Origin of the sequence: Faecalibaculum rodentium (assembly GCF_001564455.1) — a bacterium.
In the GTDB taxonomy this organism is placed as follows: Bacteria; Bacillota_I; Bacilli_A; order Erysipelotrichales; family Erysipelotrichaceae; genus Faecalibaculum; species Faecalibaculum rodentium.
The window spans coordinates 1,198,380-1,221,807 of the sequence record NZ_CP011391.1 but is presented as its reverse complement, the minus strand read 5'-3'; the positions used below and the strand labels follow the sequence as shown (position 1 = coordinate 1,221,807).

Genomic DNA, 23,428 nt, shown 5'->3' with positions numbered 1-23,428 from the left:
TACCCATGGTAGTCGAAACAAGTCAAAAAAAACGGGTCATGTGCCCGCTTTTTCTTCCAGATGAATGTTTTTTTCTTTCAGACGCATTTCTGCAAGATCACGTATACCGGCATAGATGAGTGCGAATACCGGTACGCCAAGGAACATTCCCAGAATCCCGAACAGAGATCCTCCTACGGAAACGGAAAACAGGATCCAGAAGCCGGAGATCCCGAGTTTGTCCCCCAGGATGATGGGCTTGAGGACGTTGCCGTCAATCTGCTGCAGGATCAGGATGAATATGGCAAACATGACTGCATACCAGGTCTTGATCAGCAGCAGGATGATGATAACGGGAATGGCACCCAGAAACGGGCCAAAAACAGGAATCACATTGGTGACTCCCACAATGAATGCAAACATCGGGGCGTAGGGAAAGCCCATCAGCAGACAGCCGACATAGGTGATGAGACCCACAATCAGAGAATCAATCAGGTTCCCCACGATGTACTGTTCAAATACATGCTGGACGTCCCTGGAATACAATGTGAGATAATTCGCCGCATCTGTGGAAAACAGGGAATAGTTCAGCTTCTGCAGTCCCATCAGCAGTTTTTCCTTGTCGAGGAGGATATAGGCGGCTGCAGCCATGGCAATCAGGAAGTTCATCAGGAACTTCACAACATCCATGCCCATGTCTGCGATTCTCGGCAGGTACTGCTGGACTGCCTTCGATATGGATGGAAACAGATCCAGCTGGGTGATCAGGGTTTCCGACTGACTGGGACTGAGCCCGATCGCATCAGAAAGATAGTTGATATACCGTCCCAGGGTGCTGGAATAGTCTGTCAGGCTGTTGACAAACTGTCGAATGGAGTCCAAAAGACTGGGAACCACCACGGAAAAACTCAGGGTGATGAACAGGATCATCAGCACAAAGACTGTCAGGACCGCAAGGAGCCGGCATTTTCCAGGTTTCAGGCTTGTCCGGTTCCGGAACTGACGGTCAAACCACTCCATGGGTTTGTTCATCAAAAAGGCAATGGCAATGCCGAACAGAAATGGACCCAGGACAGACAGGATCCGGCTTATGACATCCATGACACTGTCCAGATGGTTGATCAACGTGAACAGGATGATGGCAAATCCAAGGGAACAGGAATAAATAATGATCTTCCGGCGCATATCCCGGTTGATTTCAACTTTCATAGGTTCCTCCTTCCATGAAGATACCATATGCTCTGTGCATAGTCCTGTGTACAATCCAAGATTCAGAAAAACATGAGAAACAGGTGTGAGCGCACCCAGGGATTCCATACGGCGAGACGGCGAGCATTTACGGCCTGTGGTCTGTGGTGAAACACTGGGAGCTGGATGTCGCCCGGGGAAACGCAGAGTCATCAGCCTGCTGCAGGAGGGATGGTATAATGAGTGGCATGGAAACGATACTGCTTGAAGGAACGCTCTCCTGCAAGGCGATGATTGAAACACATCCCGGGCGGACGCGAATCCTCTATACAGATGAGAAAAAGAGAACCAGGGATTTTTCCTGGATCATCCGGAAAGCCAGGGAAGCCGGGATCCCGGTTATGCCCTGCAGCCGGAAAACGCTTGATGAGCGCAGCGGTTCGAAAAGTCACGGAGGGATGCTTCTGGAAACAGAACCGGTGCAGATACCTGAACTGAAGAAAACCGGCACACACGCCGGGTTTGTCTGCTATGTGGAAGGTGTGGAGGATCCGCACAATCTTGGCAGCGTATGCCGGACTTTGTATGCCGCGGGATGTACACTGCTGGTGCTTCCCGCCAGAAACTGGGATGCAGTGCAGCCTGTTGTCATGAGGGCAAGTGCGGGAACCTTTGCCAGGCTCTCCGTTGCCTGCGTGCAGCGGCCGGAGGATCTGACCGGGTGGATGCAGTCGGCGGGGATCCCAATTCTTTGTGCGGAGCGCAAGGATGCGCGTCCGGTTTTCGGGTTTCACTGGCCAGCCTCTTTCTGTCTCTGCATTGGCGGTGCATTGCGCGGGCTGTCCCGTACAGTGACGGATGCAGCCGGTCAGAATCTTTATATCCCGTATCTTTCAGATATGAAAGCCGCCCTGGACACCCCCAGTGCAGCGGCTGTCTTTGCCTTTGCCTATGCAGGAGAACAATATGAAGCTGAACACAAATGAACAGGAACTGGTGGAAATTGCGGTCAATGGATCCGTCGATCATCCGCGGATGCGGGGCTTCTATACAGGATATGACGGTAAGGGAAGACGCTGTGTGGGAACCGGCGGCATCACCTATTCCCATGCCATAGGTGACAACTGCATGCAGGTGGCGGGGGATCACGTGGAACCTGGCGTTTCTTTGCGCAATCCGGAGGATGGCAGGAACCATGCACTAGAAACCCTTGCCTGTGTGGGAAATCCGGCAAAAATCATCTCTGGCCCCATGAAAGGGGCTGTCGGGTATGTGACAGGAACCCATGGTGGTGTGGAACATACCATGGTCTGGCTTCCGAAGGATGTGCTGGAGGGGATGGAAGGCAGTGAAACGTTCCTGATCCGGGCCAGGGGGCAGGGGCTGAAGCTGCTGGATCACCCGGATGTGTTTGTGATGAACCTGGATCCGGGTCTTCTGGAGAAACTGCCTGTCCGCGAAACACCCGAGGGTCTGTCCTTTCCGGTGGCTGCGGTCATACCCGCCTATATGATGGGGGCCGGCATCGGCGAACAGACGCTGATGGAAGGAGATTATGACATCATGACGCAGGATCGCGAGGAAGTGAAGCGGCTGGGACTGGACCGGCTGCGTTTTGGAGACCTGGTCGCCATTCAGGATCATGAAGCTTCCTATGGCCCGCATTACCGGAAAGGGGCCGTGACGATTGGCGTGATTGTTCACTCCGATTCCTTTACAAGCGGCCATGGTCCCGGTGTAACAGCACTGGCGACTGCAGCGACGGGACTGACATACCATCTGGACCCGGAGGCCAACCTGAAAACCTGGCTCTGTCAATGAACTATGTCAAAGTCTATGTCGAGCATTCTGCTCTGAGTCTGAATCAGCTCTTCACGTATTCCTGCGACGAGCCGGTTCAGCCCGGCTGCCGGGTGGTGGTGCCTTTCGGTCCCCGGGAACTCACTGCGATTGTGGCCGCACTGGCCAAAGAACCGGAGACCAGCCGTAAGATTCTTCCAGTCAGCCAGGTACTGGACAAGGCACCGCTGCTGAATGATGAACTCTTCGAGCTGTCCGGGTGGCTGTCCGACCGCTGCTGCGCTTCGGTGATCTCGGTCCTGAAAACCATGCTGCCTCCGGCCATGCGTCCGAAAACCGGGCACAGCAAAGTGGTTATGGAACAATGGCTTGAACAGGGCATTCCAGCCGATGGTGCAAAGCTCACCGGAAAACAGGAGTCCTTTCTGTCGGGACTGCAGCTACCTGTTCCCGCAGCACAGGCCAGACGGATTTCGGCTTCCATGACCCGCTCTCTTCTGGAAAAAGGATTCCTGAAAAGCGTTGACAGACCAAAGGACCGGGATCTGATCACGCTGCCTGCAAAGGATGTCCCGCCGGAACTCCGGCCGGGCCAGATGCAGGCCCTGGAGCAGATTCGACAGTCCAAAGCCTCTGTCTTTCTTCTCCATGGAGTGACGGGATCGGGGAAAACGGAGGTTTTTCTGCGTCTCGCACAGGAAGCTCTGGAGCAGGGAAAACAGGTTCTGTTCCTGGTACCGGAAATCGGCCTGACTCCCATGATGACGCAGCGGGTCATGGCCAGGTTTCAGGACCAGATCGCGGTGTATCATTCCTATCTGTCTCCTCAGGAAAAATACGCTCAGTATCAGCATGTGAAAGAGGGAAAAGCCAGAATCGTCGTCGGGACGAGATCTGCCTGCTTCATGCCCTTTGACAACCTGGGGCTGATCCTCATGGATGAGGAACACGATGCCTCCTATATGCAGGACTCCATGCCCCGGTATCATACCCGGGATGTGGTTCTGCACCGGGCGGCGCATCATGGCTGCAAGGTTGTGATGGCCAGCGCGACTCCGAGTCTGGAATCCTATGCGCGCACTCTGAAACACGTATATGAACTGGTGCAGCTTCCGGAACGGGTCAATTTCCAGATGCCGGAGATCCGACTGCTGGATATGTCGAAGGAAACTGTCAGAGACGGTTTCTCGCAAACGCTGCTGGATGCCATTCAAAGCCGGCTGGAGAGAAAGGAGCAGGTGATCCTGCTTCTGAACCGGCGGGGATATCTGCCGGTGGTTCGCTGTGCAGACTGTCATGATGTGCGCATCTGCCCGGATTGCGGGATTGCACTGTCGTATCATAAAAAGGAAAACCGGCTGGTCTGTCACAGCTGTGACCGCAGTTTCCGGTATGATCCGGTTTGTCCGGCATGCGGTTCCACGCATACTGCCCCTGTCGGAATGGGAACGGAAAAACTGGAAGACACTCTGCAGACACTCTTTCCGGACGCCCGCATTCTTCGGATGGATGCGGACAGCACCCGGAAAAAAGGTGCCCACAAGGCATTGCTGGACAGATTTTCGCATGGGGCGGATATCCTTGTCGGAACCCAGATGGTGGCCAAAGGGCTGGACTTTCCCAATGTGACGCTCGTTGGTATCCTGCAGGCGGACAATGCCCTCATCCGCTCGGATTACAGGGCAGCCGAATCAGCCTATGAGATGCTGGAACAGGCTTCCGGCCGGTCAGGGCGCGGGGAAAAACCGGGGGAGGTCATGATCCAGACCTTCGATCCGTCTCATTATGTCCTACAGTCAGTCCGGTCCCATGGATATCAGTCGTTTTTTCGCCGGGAAATGCAGTATCGGCATCTGGGAGACTATCCTCCCTACATCTATATGGCCATGCTGGTGTTCTCCCATTCGAAACCGGAGACAGTCATGGAACGTGCCCGGCAGGCTGTCAGTCATTGCAGGGACCAGCGGATCCTGGGACCGGTCACCATTTCCATGCGCCAGCAGAAACACAGAGTCCGTCTGGTGATCAAGGACCGGGATGATGACCGGCTGCTGCATACCGTATGGGACATCGTGCATGCGCTGGGACATGGACCGGTCAAGCTGGAAGTGACGATGCATCCGCTCCGTCTGGAAGAATAGACACCGACCGGGGTTCAATCCTGACGGAGACCGGGGACAGGACAATGGCTCCGGCAGACAGCTGACCGGGGACAGGAAAGAAGTGAAGAATTGATGGAGAACAAACTCCCTGACATGAGAGCCTGGATTTATGACGCTCTCTGTGCCGTGATCCTGAAAGGCACGTACTCGAATCTGTATCTGAAAGATCATCTGGATGAACTCCCGGAGAATCAGCGGCCGCTGGCCACGAGGATCTTTTATGGCACCATCCAGAACTGGGGTCTGTGTGACTATGTCATATCGAAGCATACTGACCGGACACCGGATCCGAAAATCAGGATCCTGCTCGCCATGACGATTTACCAGATCATCTTCCTGAAAAAAATACCGGATTATGCTGCTGTGGATGCGGCAGTCAAGCTGGCACACAAGCGGTTTCGAAAAGCATCCGGCTATGTCAATGGCGTATTGCGCAGTGTGCTGCGTGACAAGGTCAAGCTGCCATCGGATACGCTGGAAAGGCTGTCAGTCCGCTATTCCATTCCTCTGTGGCTGATCCGGCTGTGGGAAAACCATTATGGTCTGGAAAAGGCAGAGCAGATGGCAAAAACATCCAATGCTGTGCTGCCGGTTTATGTCCGCCGCAATCCCAGGCGCATCGGGGAAGAGGAATTCTTTGCAGACCCCGAAATCGAACAAATGGATGCAGATATGGGCCGTTTCACTGGCAGCAGCGCTGCCAGACATCCCTTTTACCGTCAGGGCCGGATGAGCGTGCAGGATCCCGGTTCCTTTGAGATCGTGAAGTTTCTGGATGTGCAGGATGGCGAATCCGTGCTGGATGTCTGTGCTGCCCCCGGTACAAAATCCATGGCCATTGCCGAACGTCTTGACAGCGGGGCAGTGGATGCCTCGGATGTTCATGAACACCGGGTGGAGCTGATCAAGACTGATGCCCGCAGACTTCACCTGAAAAATGTCCATGCGAGTGTACGGGATGCACGGGATCTGTCTGATGCCGGTCTGTATGACAGGATCCTGTGTGATGTTCCCTGTACCGGGTATGGTGTCCTGGCCCGGAAGCCGGACATCAAGCTGAAGCTGAAACCGGAAACGCTGGACTCGCTGCTGCCTTTGCAGGCAGAAATCCTGGAAGAAGCTGCCGCTCATCTGAAACCGGACGGCAAACTTGTCTATTCCACCTGCACGCTGGACCGGAAGGAAAACGAGAAACAGGTGGAAAAGTTTCTGGACAGCCATCCGGACTGGCAGCTGGAGGAAGAACAGACTGTGTTCCCCGACGAAACCCGAAACGGATTCTATATGGCCAGGCTCAGCCGGAGAGAGCAGAGCAAAGCCGCGGACGACGGAATGAAACAGATCGTACAGCCGGAAGAGTAAATATCAGAATCGAACATTCAGCAACAGTGCTCAGCGCCAGGATGGCAGTCAAATGCCGGCTGGCGTTTTTTTTGCATCCATGGCAGGTTTTTGCACGCAGAAAACCTGCCATGAACTTCAAAAGGCAGATTGAATTCTGCCCTCAAGAGCGGGGACAGACTGTCTGTGCGGAAATATCTGCCCTTTGCATCTGTTCCGTTTTGGGGGCAGTTTATTATGCCCCCTCACGAAATCCGTGAACCGGTCTTCTTACTATACTGTGATTGTAAAGGAAAGCGCTTACCACAAAAAAAACAGGGAGGTGAAGAAATGAACCTGAGAGAGCTGCTGAATGAGTCGTGTATTTCGTTCGACCTGCTGCTGGATTCCAAGGAAGCCGTACTTCGGACCCTGTCCCAGGATCTGAACAGGGCTGGCATCGTGGAAGATCCCGACAGATTCCGGAAAGCCGTGGAGTACAGGGAAACACTGTCGGAAACCGGACTCGAGGAAGGGATCGCAATTCCCCAAGGGATCGATGCAACTGTCAGCAAGGCTGCGATTGCCTATGTCCGGCTCGCCGTTCCCATTGAATGGGAATCCATGGACGGAAAACCCGTCCGGCATGTCTTTCTGCTTGCCATTCCGGAAAACGGTGACAAGGTCCATATCCGGATGCTGTCGGAACTGGCCATGCACCTGATCCGCAAAGAGACCAGAGATGCACTGAACTGCATTAAGACAAAAGAAGAACTGTACGGGCTTCTCTGACAGTGATCCCGTCTCATCAAGGAAACGAATTCCCGTTTCTCAGTCAACTTCTGAAAGAACAGGAGATACTCATGAATATTGCTGCTATTACCTGAATATTGCTGCTATTACCGCCTGCACCATAGGCGTGGCTCATACCTATATTGCCAAAGAGAAACTCATTGAAGCCGCACAGAACCGCGGTCACAGCATCAGCGTGAAAACCCAGGAAACATCGGCATCGAAGATGAACTGTCACAGGATGTGATCCGGGCTGCGGATGCCATCATTCTCGAAGCGGATATCGCAGTCGCCAGACAGGAACGGTTCAAAGGGAAACCCATAGTCCGTGTAAGCTCCGCTGTCGCAATCAAACAGCCGGAGCGTCTGATCGCCACCGTTGAGCACAAACTGTCTCAGGGGGTCATGTCATGAAGGAAAAACTCAAGGCGCTGCTGGTTCAGCTGATCCTGACCTGTATTTCATACTTCATTCCCGTTATCTGTATGGGAGGTCTGCTGCAGTCCTTTGGAACGATCATCGGCGGACCTGATCATCACCCGCAGTTCCTGTGCCGATCCCCGGGAGGTGGTGGTTGACAATCTGCTCAGTGAGGACGGAATACTGGAGCTGAAACAGAAGATTTCCAGAAGACAGAAGAACCGGTTTTCGGCTTCCGCTCATTTTCTGCAGAGTGTTCTTCTCTTTTCTCTCCTGACCTGATTTTTCTGCACCAGGCCTTTGAAGACAAAGAAACGCTTCTGCGGTTCATGACAGCCTGGCTGGAGGAAAAAGGATACTGCTCCTCGGGACTGTACCAGTCGGCTTTGCGTCGGGAGCAGCTGACTTCGACATCCATCGGCAGTTCCATCGCCTTTCCCCACGGAGATCCGGAGTATGTCAATGAGTCTCTTGTTGTTCTGATGACCCTGGAAAAACCGACGCTGTGGGACGGAGAGGAGATGGCGGATATCATCTTTTTCGCGGCATTCAACATGAATTCCAGGGAGGAGAAACGGCGGATCGAAACGTTTTACAAAGAACTGATTCCCTGTATCAGCGACAGGGAATTCATGACAATGCTCAAAACAGCCAGAGACAGTGTGCAACTGTATAAAGATCTGTTTCACTGACATCACGAAACCATGACACGAAGCAGGTTCTGCACACAGCAGACCTGTTTTCCATGTGACGGGGAATACCGGAAACCGGATGGAGGGCAGGCAACAGCCGCTGAGCAGTCCGGTCCAGGCCGGTCAGTGGGGTACTGTCAGAAAGAGTATCCGGAAACGCTTTACTTGTCATCAATATGTTGTTGCATTTCAGGCAGATAAGTCAACATCCTTTCTGTCCTGCCGGCATATCCAGTATCGGGACAGGTGCCGATTACAGACCCTGCCCGGATGGGGTATAATAAACAAGTTGACAGTGAGACCGGACCAGACCGGTCCGGGTGCGGGAGGTACACCATGAAAAGCATTTATGATCTTGATTATGAACAGATGGAACAGGCCGCCCTGGATCACGGGTGGAAAAAGTTCCGCGGACAGCAGATCTTTCAATGGCTGTACCGGGAGCGGGTCCATGCATTTGATGACATGACCAATCTTTCAAAAGAGACCAGGGAGACACTGAAGCAGGAATTTGAACTGTCACCGCTGGAGCTGGTCCGCAAACAGGAATCAAAGGACGGTACGGTGAAATTCCTGTTCCGTACCGCTGACGGGGCGCTTCTTGAGAGTGTGCTGATGCGTTTCGATTACGGCAATTCTGTGTGTGTGAGCAGCCAGGTAGGCTGCAACATGGGCTGTGCCTTCTGTGCTTCAGGCCTGACAAAGAAAAAGCGTGATCTGACCAGCGGCGAAATGGTGGCACAGGTCATGGCGGTCCAGGAGTACCTTGGCAATGACGAACGGGTATCCCATGTGGTCGTCATGGGCACCGGTGAACCATTCGACAACTTTGAAAATGTCATGCGGTTCATCCGGACCGTGAATCACGACAGGGGACTGGCCATAGGTGCCCGTCACATCACGATTTCCACCTGCGGCATTGTTCCGAAGATCTACGAATTTGCAGACATGCATCCGCAGTACAATCTGGCAATCTCCCTGCATGCCCCCAATGACGAGCTGCGCTCAAAGCTCATGCCCGTCAATCGGGCCTATCCGCTGGAGGAACTGAAAAAAGCCCTGGAATACTACTGCCGGGAAAACAACCGGAAACTCACCTTCGAATACATTCTGCTCAAGGGAGTCAATGACAGGCCCGAACATGCGAAGCAGCTGGCAGCGTTCCTTCGGGGCATGACAGCCTACGTGAATCTGATTCCCTACAATTCCGTGGATGAACATGGATTCCGGAGCGTGAACCGGGAAGAAGCCATGAAATTCTACGACCTTCTCATGAAAGAAGGAGTGCGCTGCACGATCCGGAAAGAACATGGCGGCGACATCGATGCAGCCTGCGGGCAGCTGCGGATCAAGGAAGTCAGGAAAGGAACAGGTCAATGATCATTTCAGGCCGTACAGACCCCGGAAAGGTACGCCCCGTCAACGAAGACAGCTACCTGATCATGACCAACCGTCACGAAGATATCCTGGCCGTGGTATGTGACGGGATCGGAGGCAGCGCAGCCGGCGAAGAAGCCAGCCGCATTGCCGTGAAAACCATGTCGGACTCCTTCCGGAAATGTCCGGAATTTGCGCATGACTATGAAGTGGACAGCTGGCTGCGTCAGGTGCTGCACAAGGCCAATGATCAGATCTACAGCCGGTCGATGAAAAGCAAAAAAGTCAGGGGAATGGGTACTACAGCTGTCGGAGTCCTGATCTGTGAAATCGGCACCTATATTTTCAATGTGGGCGACTCGAGGCTGTATGCCTTCTATGACGACGGCCTGACACAGATGACAGAAGACCACAGTGTGATTGCACAGCTCGTGCGGGAAAACCGGATCACCCCGGAAGAAGCCCGGACCCACAGCCAGCGGAACACACTGACCAACGCTCTGGGTGTCTGGCGTGTGTTCCGCATCGATGTGGACAAAATCGAATCCACCTGGAAGCAGCTGCTTGTCTGCAGTGACGGGCTGCACGGCTACGTTTCACAGGATGAGATTGAAAAAGTGATCCAGGATCCGATTTTCACGCCGGAGCAGAAATCGGGAATGCTGATCGACCGTGCAAATGCAGCCGGCGGTCTTGACAATGTTACTGTGATCCTGCTGGAACAGGAGCCTCAGTTTGCCCATGAACTGGATTCCGGCAGCGGGGGAAGGGAACGGTCGTAATGCTGCGGGAGGTTGCCAACCGTTACTCCATCATTGCCCTGATCGGTCAGGGCGGCATGGCGGATGTGTACAAAGCCTTCGACACCATCCTCAACCGGGTGGTGGCAGTCAAGGTCCTCCGCTCAAAGCTTTCGGAAGATCCCATGACTCTGGTCCGCTTCCAGCGGGAGGCCTATGCAGCAAGCAAACTGTCGCATCCCAATATCATTGACATTTATGATGTGGGGGAAGCCGAAGGACTTCACTATATCGTGATGGAATTTGTGCGGGGGCGGACACTCAAACAGCTGGTCATGCAGCGTGGGGCGCTTGATGTGCCCGAGGCTGTGGCGATCATGAAACAGCTGACCAGCGCGGTCAGTCATGCTCATGAACATCAGATCATTCATCGGGACATCAAACCGCAGAATGTACTGATCAAAGATGATGGAACTGTGAAAATCACGGATTTCGGAATTGCGGTCGCCAACGATTCCGTTCAGCTGACCTGGAACAATGCAGTCATGGGCAGTGCCCATTATCTGGCTCCGGAACAGGCACAGGGGAAGGAACCGGATCCGGCCATCGACATCTACTCCCTTGGCATTGTGTTTTATGAGCTTCTTACAGGGGATGTACCCTACAAGGGCACATCTCCGACCGAAATCGCTGTTCAGCATCTGCGGTCGGCTCTGCCTTCTGTCCGCTCGTTCAATCCGGCAATCCCGCAGTCCGTGGAAAACATCGTGGTCCGGGCTGCCGCCAAGGATCCTGCCGAGCGATATCCTTCGGCCCGTGACATGGTGCAGGACCTGAATACCTGTCTTCTCCCGGATCGGGCGCAGGAACCTCCTCTGCACCTGAAAACGATCACGCTGGATCTGAAGGGCCAGAACGAACCGCGCCCCAAACCTGCGGGACGGAAAAAGAAGGCGCTCTCCAGAGTCAAGGGCATCGCGATGGGAGTCCTGGCCGGTGTTGTGCTCCTCCTGCTTGTTCTGTTCGCAGGATCCGTGACAGGACTGCTGCGGATCCCCGGTTTTCTGGGGTATGAAACAATGCCAGGACTTGTTGGCCAGACACAGGAAGAAGCGCTGCAGTCGCTGGATGCGGCCGGATTCGATTCTGAAAAGGCAGAATTTGAATACAAAGTGGATGACTCGCTGGACCAGGGGCGGGTCATCGCACAGTCGGTCAATGCAGGACGTGTCGTTGCGCAGGATTCCAGTATCGTGCTGACCCTGTCCAAGGGACCAAGTTTTCTGATACCGGACTACACGGGCCGTACGCTGGAAGACGTCAAAGCCGATCTGGCGGCCCACAATGTGAACGTGACGCTGGATATCACCTCTCGGGGGGAACCCGATACCAATCCCGGCATTGTGCTTGAACAGAATGGACTGGTTCCCGGAAGCCGGGTGGATCCAGAGGCAGATAACCGCATGTCACTGGTCATCAGCGAATATCCCTCGATTGTCATTCCGCAGGAACTGATCGGGATGGATGTGGATGAAGCCAAAAGACTGCTCAACAGGGAAGGAGCCGCAGTCATCACCCGCCAGGTTTCAGGACAGGGTACAAACGTGGTCCGGGTGGATCCTCCTGTGGGATCTCTCTATACACAGGAAGGCACAGACAGTGTCGTTACGCTGTACTACTGACATGAAGCGAAAGGAAGCAGCAGGAAAGGAGCCCATGGAAAGAGAAGGGACAGTCACAAAAATCATTTCCAGTCAGTACACCGTCCAGACTCCGGATGGACCGGTGACGGCAGTACCCGCAGGAAAGCTGCGCAGAGACCGGAAACCGGTGGTGGGCGACCATGTCACGGTCAGCCGGATCCAGGACTCCTGGCGGATTGAGAAGATCCATCCCCGGCAGAACGAACTGCTGAGGCCCCGGGTTGCCAATGTGGATCAGGCACTGGTGGTCACGTCCTGCAAGGATCCGGATTTTTCGCAGCGTCTGCTCGACCGGCTGCTTTTCCTGACAGAGCTGTCAAACATCAGACCGGTCATCCTGCTGACAAAAACCGATCTGGTCGATCCGGGGGAACTGGAGCAGATACGCGGACTGCTGGATCTGTATGCTGCGTGCGGCTATACCGTACTGGAATCATGTCCGGAATCCGGAGATGAGCAGCTGGCAGCGTTGCTGAAGGGCCGGATCTCCGTGCTGTGCGGTCAGTCGGGAGCCGGCAAAAGCAGTCTACTCAACCGGCTGGATCCATCCTTCCATCTCCGCACACAGGAGATTTCCAAAGCGCTTGGGCGGGGAAAGCATACAACACGTCACTGCGAGCTGCATGAAGTCGCCAAAGGACTGGTTGCGGATACTCCCGGCTTTTCAAGCCTCGACTTTTCCAGGATGGACCTTTCAGGCCTGGACCGGAAACTGACCGCCTTTTCACCCTGGACCGGACAGTGTCGGTTTGCAGACTGCCGGCATATCAATGAACCGGACTGCGCCATCAAGCAGGCAGTTGATGCCGGCAGAATTCCGCAGGGTCTGTATGACGACTACAAATTCCTCAGGCAGGAAGAACACAACAGGAGGTAAACTGGTATGACCGAACGTGTGGTGGCACCCTCTGTGCTTTCCATGGACTACTCTGATACAGGTGCGGCGCTGCAGATGCTGGAAAACAGTCCGGCCCAGTGGCTGCATTTCGATGTCATGGACGGACACTTTGTTCCGAACCTGACCTTCGGCCCCGATATACTGAAAGGCATCCGCAAGGGTTTCTCCGGCATCCTGGATGTGCATCTGATGACATCCGATCCGGCCTGCTGGGTCGAACCGTTCCGCAAAGCCGGTGCAGACCTGATTACGTTCCACACAGAGGCTCTGGACAACGATCCGTCTGCTGTATCGGAACTTCTCGACACCATCCGAAGTCAGGGACTGCAGGCTGGCTTTTCCGTCAAACCAGGTACGCCGATTGAGCTCTTTGCCTCCTGTCTTCCCCATGCCGATCTGGTGCTTGTGATGAGCGTCGAGCCGGGATTCGGCGGCCAGTCCTTCATGGAAGGCCAGCTGGAAAAAGTCCGCTGGCTTGCAAGTCAACGGGCAGAAAATGATGTGACGTACAGGATTGAAATCGATGGCGGGATCAATGGCACGACCTGGAAAAAAGCAGTGGAATCGGGGGCCGATACACTGGTAGCCGGTTCCTGGCTGTTCTCCGGCGACCTGGACCAGAAAACCGCCGAAATGCTGCAATGACCAGGCCACTGATTCTGGTCACTCCGGCAACCACAGTGATTCCCGATGTACACGGGGCTGACTACGCAGCCGTGGATGCCGGACTTCTCACTTTGACTGAACAAGGCATCAATCCTGTCTTCGCATGTGGAGATTTTGATTCGCCGAAAACCCCGCTCGATCCGTGCGATGTCCCCGAGGGCTGCAGGCTGCTCAGGTTTCCTGCCGAAAAAAACGAATCAGATTCCCAGCTTGCTGTACAGGAAGCCATCCACCTGGGATACGATCCGGTGATCCTGACGGGATCCTTATCCGGACGAATCGACCATACCCTGGCGAACATCCGTCTGCTCACACATCATCATCCAGGGCTGATTCTGACGGATAAAGAGCAGCAGATCCGGCTGCTGCCCCCCGGCATCCACGTAGTGACCAGGGAATTTCAGCACATTTCGCTGTTTGCTCTGGAGCTCTCCTGCATCTCGCTGGAATCCATGCAATATCCCCTGGACCATCGCATGGTGGACGAAGCTGATATTTACACACTGTCCAACGAAGTGGCAGAGAATGAGGAAAAGGGTATCATTCATGTCCATTCCGGCAGACTGCTGCTGGTGCAGTCAAACCTGCCATGAGCTCCGGGCGTTCGTTCGACCTGACAGCCGGACTTGTCCTGTCAGTCCTGGGAAGCGTTCTGGTTCTGCTTCCGGAAAATATCTATGATCTGATCCTGAACCTGGCGCTGTTTATCGGCTTTTTCAATACCATCTACCAGCTTGTGCAGTATATCCTCAAAAAAAATCTGTCGGATCTCCTGTTTGGCCTGCTGTCTCTGGCATTTGTGGTCATTCTCTCCCGATGGCAGGAACTCCCTGAATGGTTTATCCGGGTAATGTTCGGCACCTATCTCCTCTGCAGTGCCGTTGTCACCGGCATCCAGCTGGTTCTTGATGTGGAAGACAGCTATCTGAGCCGGATCGCGGGTCTGCTGTTTCTGACTGCTGTCTACGGTGCTCTCGGTTTTGTTCTCCTGTTTTCCCCGGATCTTGACACCACCATCCTCATGCAGCTGTTCGGGATATATTTTGTCGTCATGGGAATCCGTTTCTTCATGAATGCACTCCCGGGCGGAGGGAAGAACTATCACTGGAAACGCGGCAGACGGATCATGCTGCCTCCGGCAATCAGCGCCATACTCCCGGACTGGTTTCTGCAACATATCAACGAAACCATGAAAAAAGGAGAACCCGTCATCCTGCATGAACAGAAAACCAGCCGCAAACCACAGCTGCAGGTCATGGTTCATGTTGGACCGAAGGGATTTCAGAAGATCGGACACATTTCCTTCGCCTACAAAGGTGTGGTCTATTCTTATGGAAATTATGATTCGGACTCCTTCCGGCTGAATGGCACCATTGGTGACGGCGTATTCTTCAACCTGGCGGCCGAGGACTATATACCGAATATGCTTCAGGTGGAAAAAAACACGATCTTCGAATTCGGGATCCTGCTTGACGCAGAACAGGAACAGGCGGTGGAGGCCGAACTCGCGAAAATGCGCAACAATTCCTACAGGTGGTATACCAAAATCGAGCGGTCAGACGGGTATGACCGGTTCAGTCAGTTTGAGGCGGATTATCCCAGCAGACTGCACTACCGTTCGGGCGCGAAGATGTATAAATTCAAGGGGGGAAAATTCCGCACGTACTGGGCGCTGGGAGACAACTGCGCCGCGTTCACGGATGTGGTGCTTGGCGCGCTTGGAGCAGATGTCCTCAACATCCGCGGCATCATTTCCCCTGGAACATACCTGGACTTTCTCCAGACAGAATACCTCAGGCCGAATTCTCCCGTTGTGACCCGGACGATCCATACGCTGGCTGACGGATCCGCAATGTCATCAGATGCATTCGGGAAGCCGGACCGACCCTGTTGACTGGCAGGTACGCTATCCAGAGCCGAGAGATACATTGCGCAAGGCAGATGGATCAACACAGGACATCGGCCTGCGCCGGCTGTTGTCCATGAATCAAGGAGATACTTATGCATATCGCTTTACTGGAATCACTGGGGATTTCCCCCGATGCCCTGTCCGCATTCACCAATCAGCTCGAGGAACAGGGACATACATTTGCTGTCTATGAGAAAACGACCGATCTGCAGAAACTGAGAGAAGAAGTCCGTGAGGCGGATGTTGTCATTCTTGCAAACATGCCATTGCCGTGGGAAGCGCTGGAGGGAGCTGACCGTCTGAAATACATTGATGTCGCTTTCACCGGGACAGATCACGTACCTGTGGCCCAGGCTGCAGCACACGGGATACAGGTTTCGAACGCCTCCGGGTATGCCGAAGATGCCGTGGCGGAACTGTGCCTGGGCTTCATGATCGACCTGCTGCGCAGCATCCCGCAGACTGACAGAACGTGCCGGCAGGGTGGTACAAGGGCAGGATGGCCTGCCAGACTGCTGAAAGGCAAAACGGTGGGGTTCGTCGGTGCAGGCCGCATTGCAGCCCGTACTGCGGACCTGGTCCGGGCATTTGGGACCAGGTCCATCGGATTCCGCAGACACCCGACAGCAGATCCGGCCTTCGACCGCGAAACTGACAGCCTGGATGAGCTTCTTCGGGAAGCAGACATCGTTTCTGTTCACACGCCTCTGACCAGCAGCACGAAACATATGATTGCGGACAGGGAACTGGCTGCGATGAAACCCGGATCATATCTGATCAATACAGCCAGGGGGCCGGTGGTGGATGCACAGGCTCTCTGCCGGGCACTGAATGACGGCACGATTGCCGGAGCTGCAATCGATGTCTTTGACCAGGAACCGCCTCTGGATCCCGAAGATCCTCTGCTTCAGGCACCGAACCTGATCGTAACGCCTCATATCGGTTTTTACACAGAAGAATCCATGGACCAGCGGGCAAAAATCGTGTTTGACAACCTCAGCCAGTGGCTGCAGGGAAACTGGGTCAACCAGGTAAAGCCATAAAAAAGAAAGCACCGTCTGCAGGAAATGACGGACCGTAATCGGTCACTCATGTTCTCTGCAGGCGGTGCCTGACTGATTATACTGGAGGCAAAGGGATTGGAGGCTCATGTATACAACAAAAAAAGGACCCGTGGTCCCTTCGTATGGCAATCAGGCAGCGTTCTGTTTCTTCAGAGTTCTCAGAGCGCGTGCGCTGATGCGAACCTGCTGCGGCTTTCCGTCAACCATGATGGTAGCCTTCTGAAGGTTCACGTTCCATTTCCGGCGGCTCGCACGCATAGAGTGAGACCGTTTGTTTCCGGATAAAGGACCCTTGCCTGATACTTGGCATTTTCTCGACATCTGCTGTCCCTCCCTTGCCTGAGTCTTTACGCAATCGCTCACTTATCTTATCACTCTGGCAACCGGATATCAAGCTGATTGTGCACAGAATCATGGTATAATTAATAGGCGCGAAATGGAGTGATATCATGGTTTATTCTGCATGGACCACAGCCCTGGCCGGTGCTGCAGTCTGTCTGATCCTCATGCTGGTGATCATGCCAGGACTCATCCGGTATCTGCACCGAATCAAGTTCGGCCAGACAGAACGGGAAGAAGGACTGGAGTCTCATAAAAAGAAAAACGGTACCCCCACCATGGGGGGCATTGCGTTCATTCTGGTCCCCGTGCTGGTGTATATTCTGGGATCTTTTTTCCTGCCTGACATGGCGCTCAACCAGAACATCCTGATTGTCCTTCTCGCCTACGTCGGCTATGGCCTGATCGGGTTCCTGGATGACTATATCATTGTGGTCAAAAAAGACAATGCAGGCCTGAGCCCGGCCGCAAAATTCACCCTTCAGGCAGTTCTGGCAGTCATATTTTTCCTGATCTATCGGTCCGGCTCCAGTACGGAGATCTGGATCCCCCTGATCAACCGGTACATCGATCTTGGCTGGGCCTACTTTCTGCTGGTGGTGCTGATGTTTACGGCTGAAACGAATGCCGTCAACCTGACAGACGGAATAGACGGGCTGTGTGCGGGCCTTATGATCATCGCCCTGGTTCCCTTTACAGTATTTGCCTGCCTGCAGCATCAGTATCCGGTGATGGTGCTGATTGTCATGGTGGCTGCCTCTCTTCTGGGGTACCTGAAATTCAACCTGCATCCTGCCCGGATCTTCATGGGTGATACCGGATCGCTGGCACTCGGGGGTTTCATCGCAGCCACAGCCATGGTCCTCAAGCAGGAGATCCTGCTGGTTGTCATCGGTTTTGTCTTCGTTGCCGAGGTTCTGTCCGTCATCATACAGGTCACACATTACAAGCGTACCGGCAGGCGAATTTTCCGCATGGCCCCCCTGCATCACCACTTTGAAAAAGGCGGCATGAGCGAGACTGCAGTCGTCACCCGGTTCTGGCTTGCCGGCATTCTCTTTGCCCTCGCTGGACTGCTGCTGTATTTTCTGTAGGAGGAAATGACAATGGAAACAGTACTTGTGATCGGCGCTGCACGCAGTGGAACAGCCGCCGCCCGCCTGCTGAAGCAGCAGGGATATGAAGTGATTCTGACAGATTCGGGTCCGGTGACAGACCGCAGCGGGCTGGAGGGTATCAAGATCGTGGACAATGGGCATCCTGAATGGCTCTTCGAAAAGGAGTATGCATTTGTGGTCAAAAACCCCGGAATCCCATATCGTGTCCCGGTCGTTAAGCGTTTCGTGGATGCCGGGATCCCGGTCTATACAGAAATAGAGACCGCATTCCGTGCGGCCCCTTCGCTGCGCTACGGAGCCATTACGGGAACAGACGGGAAAACGACTGTCACGACCCTGCTCTATGAGATGCTGAAGCGGAAAAGTGACTCTGCCCGTTTTGCAGGCAACATCGGGATTCCGCTGTCTGAAGTGGTCCTGGAAGCGGAAGGAGAACCTGCCGATATTGCCCTGGAGCTGTCCAATTTCCAGCTCATGGGTACGGAAACTTTCAGACCGGAAGTATGTACAGTGACCAATCTGGCACCCGATCATCTTGATTACATGGATTCTCTGGAAAGCTATTATGAGTCCAAGATGAAGATCTATGAAAACTGCAGGGAAGAGGACTGGTTCATCCGGAATACCGATGATCCCGAAATCATGAAATATGCCACGGACATTCCCTGTCGCATCATCGACTTTTCTCTCACACGCGAATGCGATCTCTGCCGGCATGATGGCAAGGTGTGGCTGCTGGGGCAGGAACTGTTCGATGAAAAAGACCTGAAGCTGGCGGGTGATTTCAATCTTGGAAATGCCATGATGGCCGCTGCAATGGCCTTTCGGCTCGGAGTAACACCTGACGACATCCAGGAAGTGATCCGGACATTTCCCGGTGTGGAGCACCGGATCGAGTTTGTGGCTGAACACAATGGGGTTCGAATCTACAATGACACAAAAGCCACCAACACCCATGCAGCCTGTGCCGCTCTTTCTGCATTCCCGGAACGTGTCATACTGCTGGCCGGCGGCAAAGACAAGCACATTTCCTTCGATGGCCTGAAACGCTATGACTCTGTAGTGAAACAGTGCTATTCATTCGGAGAAACCCGGGACCGCTTTGGTGATGTGTTCACACATCAGACCTCTGTGGATACGATGGAAGAAGCCGTGGACCTTGCACTTGGTCTGGCTGAACCGGGAGACACCATTCTTCTGTCGCCCGCCTGTTCCAGCTTTGACCAGTTCGCCAACTATGAAGAGCGGGGAAGGGTGTTCAAGGACCTCATCCGCAGCCGTCTCCAGTGATGTTCAGACTGGCCGCTGCAGTGATCCTGAGCGTCCTGACGTTCTGGATGCCGGTGGGATCAAGAGTCCACGTGGAACTGATTGCAGCAATGATAAGATCTCCATGGTATCTGCCCCTGACAGGGTGCATGCAGCTGGGCATGACCGTCGGCATTCTGGTGCTGACACGAAAAAAACTCTTCGCTCCAGGGGCATGGTGGCTAGTGGCCGGGATTCTGGCCCTGATTGCCGGTATCGTCGTTCCAGCACAGGAGGTCCCGCCCTTTGTAAGCGGGATCATCACCATGGCCACCGGACTGCTCTTTCTGATTCAGTCAGGCATGAAGCTGAATCCGTTGAATGTACATGGCGTCCTGCGCCTGATACTCATCCTGACCATTTCCTGCCTTGGCGTGATCCCGGGAGCCGGGGTTCTGTCGATGGCTATGCTGGCGGCGCTGATCACAGGCGAAGAGACGTCTGAGGCTTACAGCATGGCCTGCATGGCCTCTTTGTGGCCGCAGGCAGTCAGCGGGATCAGCCACATAACCGTAATTCCGTCCCTGACGCCGGTTTCAGCTGCAACAGTGATTCTGGCTGGGTGCATCGGATTTGTTCTGGCGCCTTTGCTGGTCAAAGGACTGAAACGCTGGTTTCAAAACCATACACTGCTGGTGTTCGGGTTCTGGCGCCTGGGATTTGGTGCGGTGTTTCTGCTGGTTTTCTGTATCCTGTGATCCTGTGGAAAACAGACCGGGTTTCCTGCGGCCGGAACGCTGCGGAAACCCGGTCTTTTTCCATGATCCGGATATCACCTGCGTTTCCTGCAACAGTCGGACATACCGCAAACCCCTGCCAGACACACACGGGGACATCGTCCAGGGCGATTGCACACTCCTGTCTGTCTGCAGCAGGACTCTGGATCGAGTAGGGGTCATCAGACCCTCTCACACCACCCAGCGTGCCGTTCGGCACTGGGCGGTTCGTACAAATGATTTCATGAACCTTTCTGCCACCGTATCGAAGTATTCCTCTATGGTCAGGAGGCCTTTCTTCTTCAGGTGTATATTTCTGATATACTTGTTCAGGAACGTGACTGCACAACGGACACATCCTTGTCGTGCACACGCATATGAGTGAGCCTTGTCTCTGGGACATCCCAGTTTGATGAGGCTCTCTTCTTTTTTCCTGATGCTTTTCCACTGCTTCCAGATAATGGCCCTGATTCTTCTCCGGAGCTTGCTGTCCAGTTTCCGCATGTTCTTTTTATACATCCATGCGCATCTGAAATAATTGCTCCATCCCCTGATGACTTGGTTGATTTTTTCCATTCTTTCTTCAAGGGATACGCTCCAGTTCCGCTTCGTCAGCTTCATCATCTTCTGTTCGAACTCATGGATGGATTTCTCATGCGGTATCGCCTTCCATTCCCTTTTGTTCTTTGTAAAACCAAACCCCAGATATTTCACTTCATCCGGTCTGGCCACTTTCGATTTTGAAGCATTCACTTCCAGCTTCAGCTTCTTTTCCAGATAATTGCTGAATGACTTCATCACCCTGTTGGCGGCGGCTTCCGACTTCACATAGATGAGCATATCGTCTGCGTATCTCGTGAATCTCAGCCCTCTGCTTTCCAGTTCCTTGTCGGCCTGGTCCAGATAGATGTTGGCCAGTATCGGTGAAAGCGGTCCTCCCTGTGGGATACCCCTTTCCGTCCTGGTCAGTTTGCCGTCTATCATGACTCCTGCCCTGACGAATTTCCTCGTCAGGGCAGTTATATCTCTGTTGTGAAACAGGTTGTCTATCAGTCGTATCAGTCTGTCCTGGTCCACCGTGTCGAAGAATTTCCTCAGGTCGATGTCGACGATCCAGTCATACCCGTCGTTCATGAACTCAAGGCCTTTCAGTATCGCCTCTTCACATCTCCTGTTCTTCCTGAACCCGTATGAGCTGTTGCTCATCTCGAAGTCCTTCCTATAATCCAGATAGTTTGCCAGACAGGCCTGTATGACTCTATCTCTGGCAGCCGGGACATTCAGTCCCCGCATGCTCCCATCCGGTTTCGGGATATCGGTCCTTTTGGCTGGCAGTGGTTTATAACTGCGGTCCAGTATCTGTTCCCGCAGTCGCTCCCAATACTCTCCGGGGCAGGCAGGAAGTTCTCTGGCTTTGACTCCATCTACCCCTGCAGCTCCATTGTTTCGCCGTACCTGTCTGCACGCATTGGTCAGGTTCTCCATGGAGAAGATTTCCTGTGTGCTCAGGTCTTCCGGCTGTATCAGTCTTATTTGGTCCATGACTGCCCCTTTCTTTCACGTGTTCCCGCACTGCCCTTCCTTACTCATCTTCAGGGGCTCTCTGGGTTTGTCCTTTCTCGGTTTTTCGTGCAGGAAGCATTCCTGATATTTGCAGTAAATTGTACGTTCGGCCCTTCACTCCATCCCCATTACAGGGACTTCCTCGTTACTATGGCCTCGGCTGACTTCCTGCCATTCGTTGTTACTGCGGAAGGCGTGTCATCGTGGCTTGATGGTTCCTTTCGCTGACAGGACCTCCCCGGGTAAGGTCATACATCTTTCATTCCATACACCTGCCGCATCTACCACAGACAGTCATCCGCAACTATTATGATTTGCGCTGTCTGGCACGCTCGTCTCCGTCTATGGCCTTATATGCGATTCGTGTTCCTCAGGCCGGAACTTTGCCGCCGGGCTTCTTTCAGAACTCCTGTTACCAGTGAGCCCCTTGCCTTGAGCTAATGGTTAGCGGTTGCGATGATACGCTCCCATGGTGGACTTTCACCACCTGGATGTATGCCATGCCGGGCACACGAAAAAAACCGCGGACAGTCCCTGCTGCCTGCGGTTTGTGTGGTGACGGGATTCGGCTGTCAAATCGTGAATCCGACTTTTCGGTATACTTTGCTGATTTTTTTGTCCGCAATTTTTCTGGCTCTGGCTGCGCCTTCTTCCAGTACTTTGTCGACGATTTTCTCATCGAGAATCTTCCGGTACCTTGCCTGCAGGTCAGTGAGAAACGTGAACACCGTTTCTCCGACTTCTTTCTTCAGCTCCCCATAGCCTTTTCCTTCATACCTCGCCACAATGTCTTCCACAGGCTCTCCGGAGAGAACAGACTGAATCGTCAGCAGATTGGAGACACCAGGCTGATTCTGCGGATCATATCGGACAACGCCCAGGGAATCCGTTACAGCACTCCTGATTTTGTTGCGGGCCTGTGCAGGATCGTCCAGCAGATCGATGGTACCCCTGGGATTGGATTCGGATTTTGACATTTTTTTTGTGGGATCTGTCAGAGAATAGACTTTCTGGCCGACTGTCTGTGACAGCGGTTCGGGGATTTTGAATGTATCGCTGTACCTGTGATTGAACCGTTCCGCCAGATTTCTCGTCAGTTCGACATGCTGCTTCTGATCCTGCCCGACAGGTACAAAGTCCGGATCATAGAGAAGTATGTCAGCCGCCATCAGCGCAGGGTAGGTGAAAAGGCCGGCAGTCACCCCTTTCTCTCCCTTGGCTGTCTTGTCCTTGTACTGTGTCATCCGCTGCATTTCTCCCATATAAGCCATACATGTCATGATCCAGCCAAGTTTGGCATGGGCTTCCACATCACTTTGGAGAAACAGCGTTACCTTCTCAGGATCCAGCCCGCAGGCAAGGTATAAAGCGATGAGATCCCTGGTGTTCTTTCTCAGGTCCTTTGCCTCAATGGGAATGGTAATGGCGTGTTCATTGGCAATGAATATAAAAAGTTCATATTCATCCTGGTATTTTGCAAACTGGGAGATCGCACCGATGTAGTTGCCCAAGTGCAGCCGTCCGGTGGGTTTGATCCCGCTGAGCATTCGTTTCATGAAAAAACCTCCGTCCGAACTATTCTAACACAGTATGGAGGAGGTTTTTTTCGGGCACATCATTTGACTTTTAACGTTTCGTTATAAATGAGGTTGAAATTTCAACATATTCAAAGTT

The 23,428-nt window shown here is 53.6% G+C and carries 22 protein-coding genes and 1 pseudogene; 19 read left to right on the top strand and 4 right to left on the bottom strand.

The features are described 5' to 3' along the window. Nucleotides 1–36 precede the first annotated feature (36 nt). A complete protein-coding gene (locus tag aalo17_RS05975; RefSeq protein WP_067556879.1) occupies nucleotides 37–1,188 on the bottom strand; it encodes an AI-2E family transporter in 1,152 nt (383 codons plus the stop codon). Between the two features lie 227 nt (nucleotides 1,189–1,415). On the opposite strand from aalo17_RS05975, the gene aalo17_RS05970 reads away from it, so the two are divergent. The 16 genes and pseudogenes from aalo17_RS05970 to aalo17_RS05900 all read left to right on the top strand — a co-directional run bounded on the left by aalo17_RS05970 (nucleotide 1,416) and on the right by aalo17_RS05900 (nucleotide 16,689). Beyond that, nucleotides 1,416–2,153: a TrmH family RNA methyltransferase gene (locus aalo17_RS05970; protein ID WP_158507739.1), complete on the top strand. Its 738-nt coding sequence runs from the start codon at nucleotides 1,416–1,418 to the stop codon at nucleotides 2,151–2,153. Continuing rightward, on the top strand, nucleotides 2,134–2,988 hold the full coding sequence (locus aalo17_RS05965) for a DUF4438 domain-containing protein (RefSeq protein WP_067556872.1): 855 nt from the start codon (nucleotides 2,134–2,136) through the stop codon (nucleotides 2,986–2,988). The genes aalo17_RS05970 and aalo17_RS05965 overlap by 20 nt, the downstream gene beginning before the upstream one ends. Beyond that, nucleotides 2,985–5,108, top strand: coding sequence for a replication restart helicase PriA (priA, locus tag aalo17_RS05960; RefSeq protein ID WP_067556869.1), 2,124 nt, complete (start codon nucleotides 2,985–2,987; stop codon nucleotides 5,106–5,108). The genes aalo17_RS05965 and priA overlap by 4 nt, the downstream gene beginning before the upstream one ends. 114 nt (nucleotides 5,109–5,222) lie before the next feature. After that, nucleotides 5,223–6,491: a 16S rRNA (cytosine(967)-C(5))-methyltransferase RsmB gene (gene rsmB, locus aalo17_RS05955; RefSeq protein ID WP_158507738.1), complete on the top strand. Its 1,269-nt coding sequence runs from the start codon at nucleotides 5,223–5,225 to the stop codon at nucleotides 6,489–6,491. Between the two features lie 309 nt (nucleotides 6,492–6,800). Next, nucleotides 6,801–7,241, top strand: coding sequence for a PTS sugar transporter subunit IIA (locus aalo17_RS05950; protein WP_067556865.1), 441 nt, complete (start codon nucleotides 6,801–6,803; stop codon nucleotides 7,239–7,241). Nucleotides 7,242–7,368: 127 nt separating this feature from the next. Continuing rightward, a pseudogene (locus aalo17_RS13310) lies at nucleotides 7,369–7,655 on the top strand (PTS fructose transporter subunit IIB). Nucleotides 7,656–7,748: 93 nt separating this feature from the next. Next, nucleotides 7,749–7,943 (top strand): hypothetical protein, encoded by a 195-nt coding sequence (locus tag aalo17_RS12595; RefSeq protein ID WP_145907543.1) that lies wholly within the window; start codon nucleotides 7,749–7,751, stop codon nucleotides 7,941–7,943. After that, nucleotides 7,940–8,353, top strand: coding sequence for a PTS sugar transporter subunit IIA (locus aalo17_RS05940; RefSeq protein ID WP_082743270.1), 414 nt, complete (start codon nucleotides 7,940–7,942; stop codon nucleotides 8,351–8,353). The genes aalo17_RS12595 and aalo17_RS05940 overlap by 4 nt, the downstream gene beginning before the upstream one ends. Nucleotides 8,354–8,689: 336 nt before the next feature. Further along, the gene (gene rlmN, locus aalo17_RS05935) at nucleotides 8,690–9,733 is read left to right on the top strand and encodes a dual-specificity RNA methyltransferase RlmN (protein ID WP_067556859.1); all 1,044 of its coding nucleotides are present in this window, start codon (nucleotides 8,690–8,692) and stop codon (nucleotides 9,731–9,733) included. Next, on the top strand, nucleotides 9,730–10,512 hold the full coding sequence (locus aalo17_RS05930) for a Stp1/IreP family PP2C-type Ser/Thr phosphatase (RefSeq protein ID WP_067556858.1): 783 nt from the start codon (nucleotides 9,730–9,732) through the stop codon (nucleotides 10,510–10,512). Before rlmN ends, aalo17_RS05930 begins: the two co-directional genes overlap by 4 nt. After that, the gene (gene pknB, locus aalo17_RS05925; protein WP_067556855.1) at nucleotides 10,512–12,152 is read left to right on the top strand and encodes a Stk1 family PASTA domain-containing Ser/Thr kinase; all 1,641 of its coding nucleotides are present in this window, start codon (nucleotides 10,512–10,514) and stop codon (nucleotides 12,150–12,152) included. Before aalo17_RS05930 ends, pknB begins: the two co-directional genes overlap by 1 nt. Nucleotide 12,153: 1 nt before the next feature. Next, entirely contained in the window at nucleotides 12,154–13,050 is an 897-nt protein-coding gene (rsgA, locus tag aalo17_RS05920) for a ribosome small subunit-dependent GTPase A (protein ID WP_236940519.1), read from the top strand. A gap of 6 nt (nucleotides 13,051–13,056) precedes the next feature. Then, nucleotides 13,057–13,716, top strand: a complete 660-nt coding sequence (gene rpe / locus aalo17_RS05915) for a ribulose-phosphate 3-epimerase (RefSeq protein ID WP_067556852.1) — start codon at nucleotides 13,057–13,059, stop codon at nucleotides 13,714–13,716. Further along, nucleotides 13,713–14,330, top strand: coding sequence for a thiamine diphosphokinase (locus tag aalo17_RS05910; RefSeq protein ID WP_067556849.1), 618 nt, complete (start codon nucleotides 13,713–13,715; stop codon nucleotides 14,328–14,330). Before rpe ends, aalo17_RS05910 begins: the two co-directional genes overlap by 4 nt. Continuing rightward, nucleotides 14,327–15,631, top strand: a complete 1,305-nt coding sequence (locus tag aalo17_RS05905; protein ID WP_067556847.1) for a hypothetical protein — start codon at nucleotides 14,327–14,329, stop codon at nucleotides 15,629–15,631. The genes aalo17_RS05910 and aalo17_RS05905 overlap by 4 nt, the downstream gene beginning before the upstream one ends. A 107-nt stretch (nucleotides 15,632–15,738) precedes the next feature. Beyond that, nucleotides 15,739–16,689: an NAD(P)-dependent oxidoreductase gene (locus aalo17_RS05900; RefSeq protein WP_067556844.1), complete on the top strand. Its 951-nt coding sequence runs from the start codon at nucleotides 15,739–15,741 to the stop codon at nucleotides 16,687–16,689. Between the two features lie 150 nt (nucleotides 16,690–16,839). Here aalo17_RS05900 and rpmB read toward each other — a convergent pair whose 3' ends face one another. After that, nucleotides 16,840–17,031 carry a 50S ribosomal protein L28 gene (gene rpmB / locus aalo17_RS05895; protein WP_067556841.1) on the bottom strand — a complete coding sequence of 64 codons (192 nt, stop codon included), beginning with the start codon at nucleotides 17,029–17,031 and terminating at the stop codon, nucleotides 16,840–16,842. Nucleotides 17,032–17,159: 128 nt separating this feature from the next. On the opposite strand from rpmB, the gene mraY reads away from it, so the two are divergent. The 3 genes from mraY to aalo17_RS05880 are packed head-to-tail and all read left to right on the top strand — an operon-like array spanning nucleotide 17,160 to nucleotide 20,173. Beyond that, on the top strand, nucleotides 17,160–18,143 hold the full coding sequence (gene mraY, locus aalo17_RS05890) for a phospho-N-acetylmuramoyl-pentapeptide-transferase (protein ID WP_067556839.1): 984 nt from the start codon (nucleotides 17,160–17,162) through the stop codon (nucleotides 18,141–18,143). Between the two features lie 12 nt (nucleotides 18,144–18,155). Continuing rightward, nucleotides 18,156–19,457, top strand: coding sequence for a UDP-N-acetylmuramoyl-L-alanine--D-glutamate ligase (gene murD, locus aalo17_RS05885; protein WP_067556836.1), 1,302 nt, complete (start codon nucleotides 18,156–18,158; stop codon nucleotides 19,455–19,457). Next, nucleotides 19,457–20,173 carry an undecaprenyl-diphosphate phosphatase gene (locus aalo17_RS05880; RefSeq protein ID WP_067556834.1) on the top strand — a complete coding sequence of 239 codons (717 nt, stop codon included), beginning with the start codon at nucleotides 19,457–19,459 and terminating at the stop codon, nucleotides 20,171–20,173. Before murD ends, aalo17_RS05880 begins: the two co-directional genes overlap by 1 nt. Before the next feature lie 210 nt (nucleotides 20,174–20,383). On the opposite strand, the gene ltrA is transcribed toward aalo17_RS05880, so the two are convergent. Beyond that, on the bottom strand, nucleotides 20,384–21,733 hold the full coding sequence (gene ltrA / locus aalo17_RS05870; protein ID WP_067556828.1) for a group II intron reverse transcriptase/maturase: 1,350 nt from the start codon (nucleotides 21,731–21,733) through the stop codon (nucleotides 20,384–20,386). A 593-nt stretch (nucleotides 21,734–22,326) separates the two neighbouring features. After that, a complete protein-coding gene (gene trpS, locus aalo17_RS05865; protein ID WP_067556825.1) occupies nucleotides 22,327–23,310 on the bottom strand; it encodes a tryptophan--tRNA ligase in 984 nt (327 codons plus the stop codon). Nucleotides 23,311–23,428: the final 118 nt, after the last annotated feature.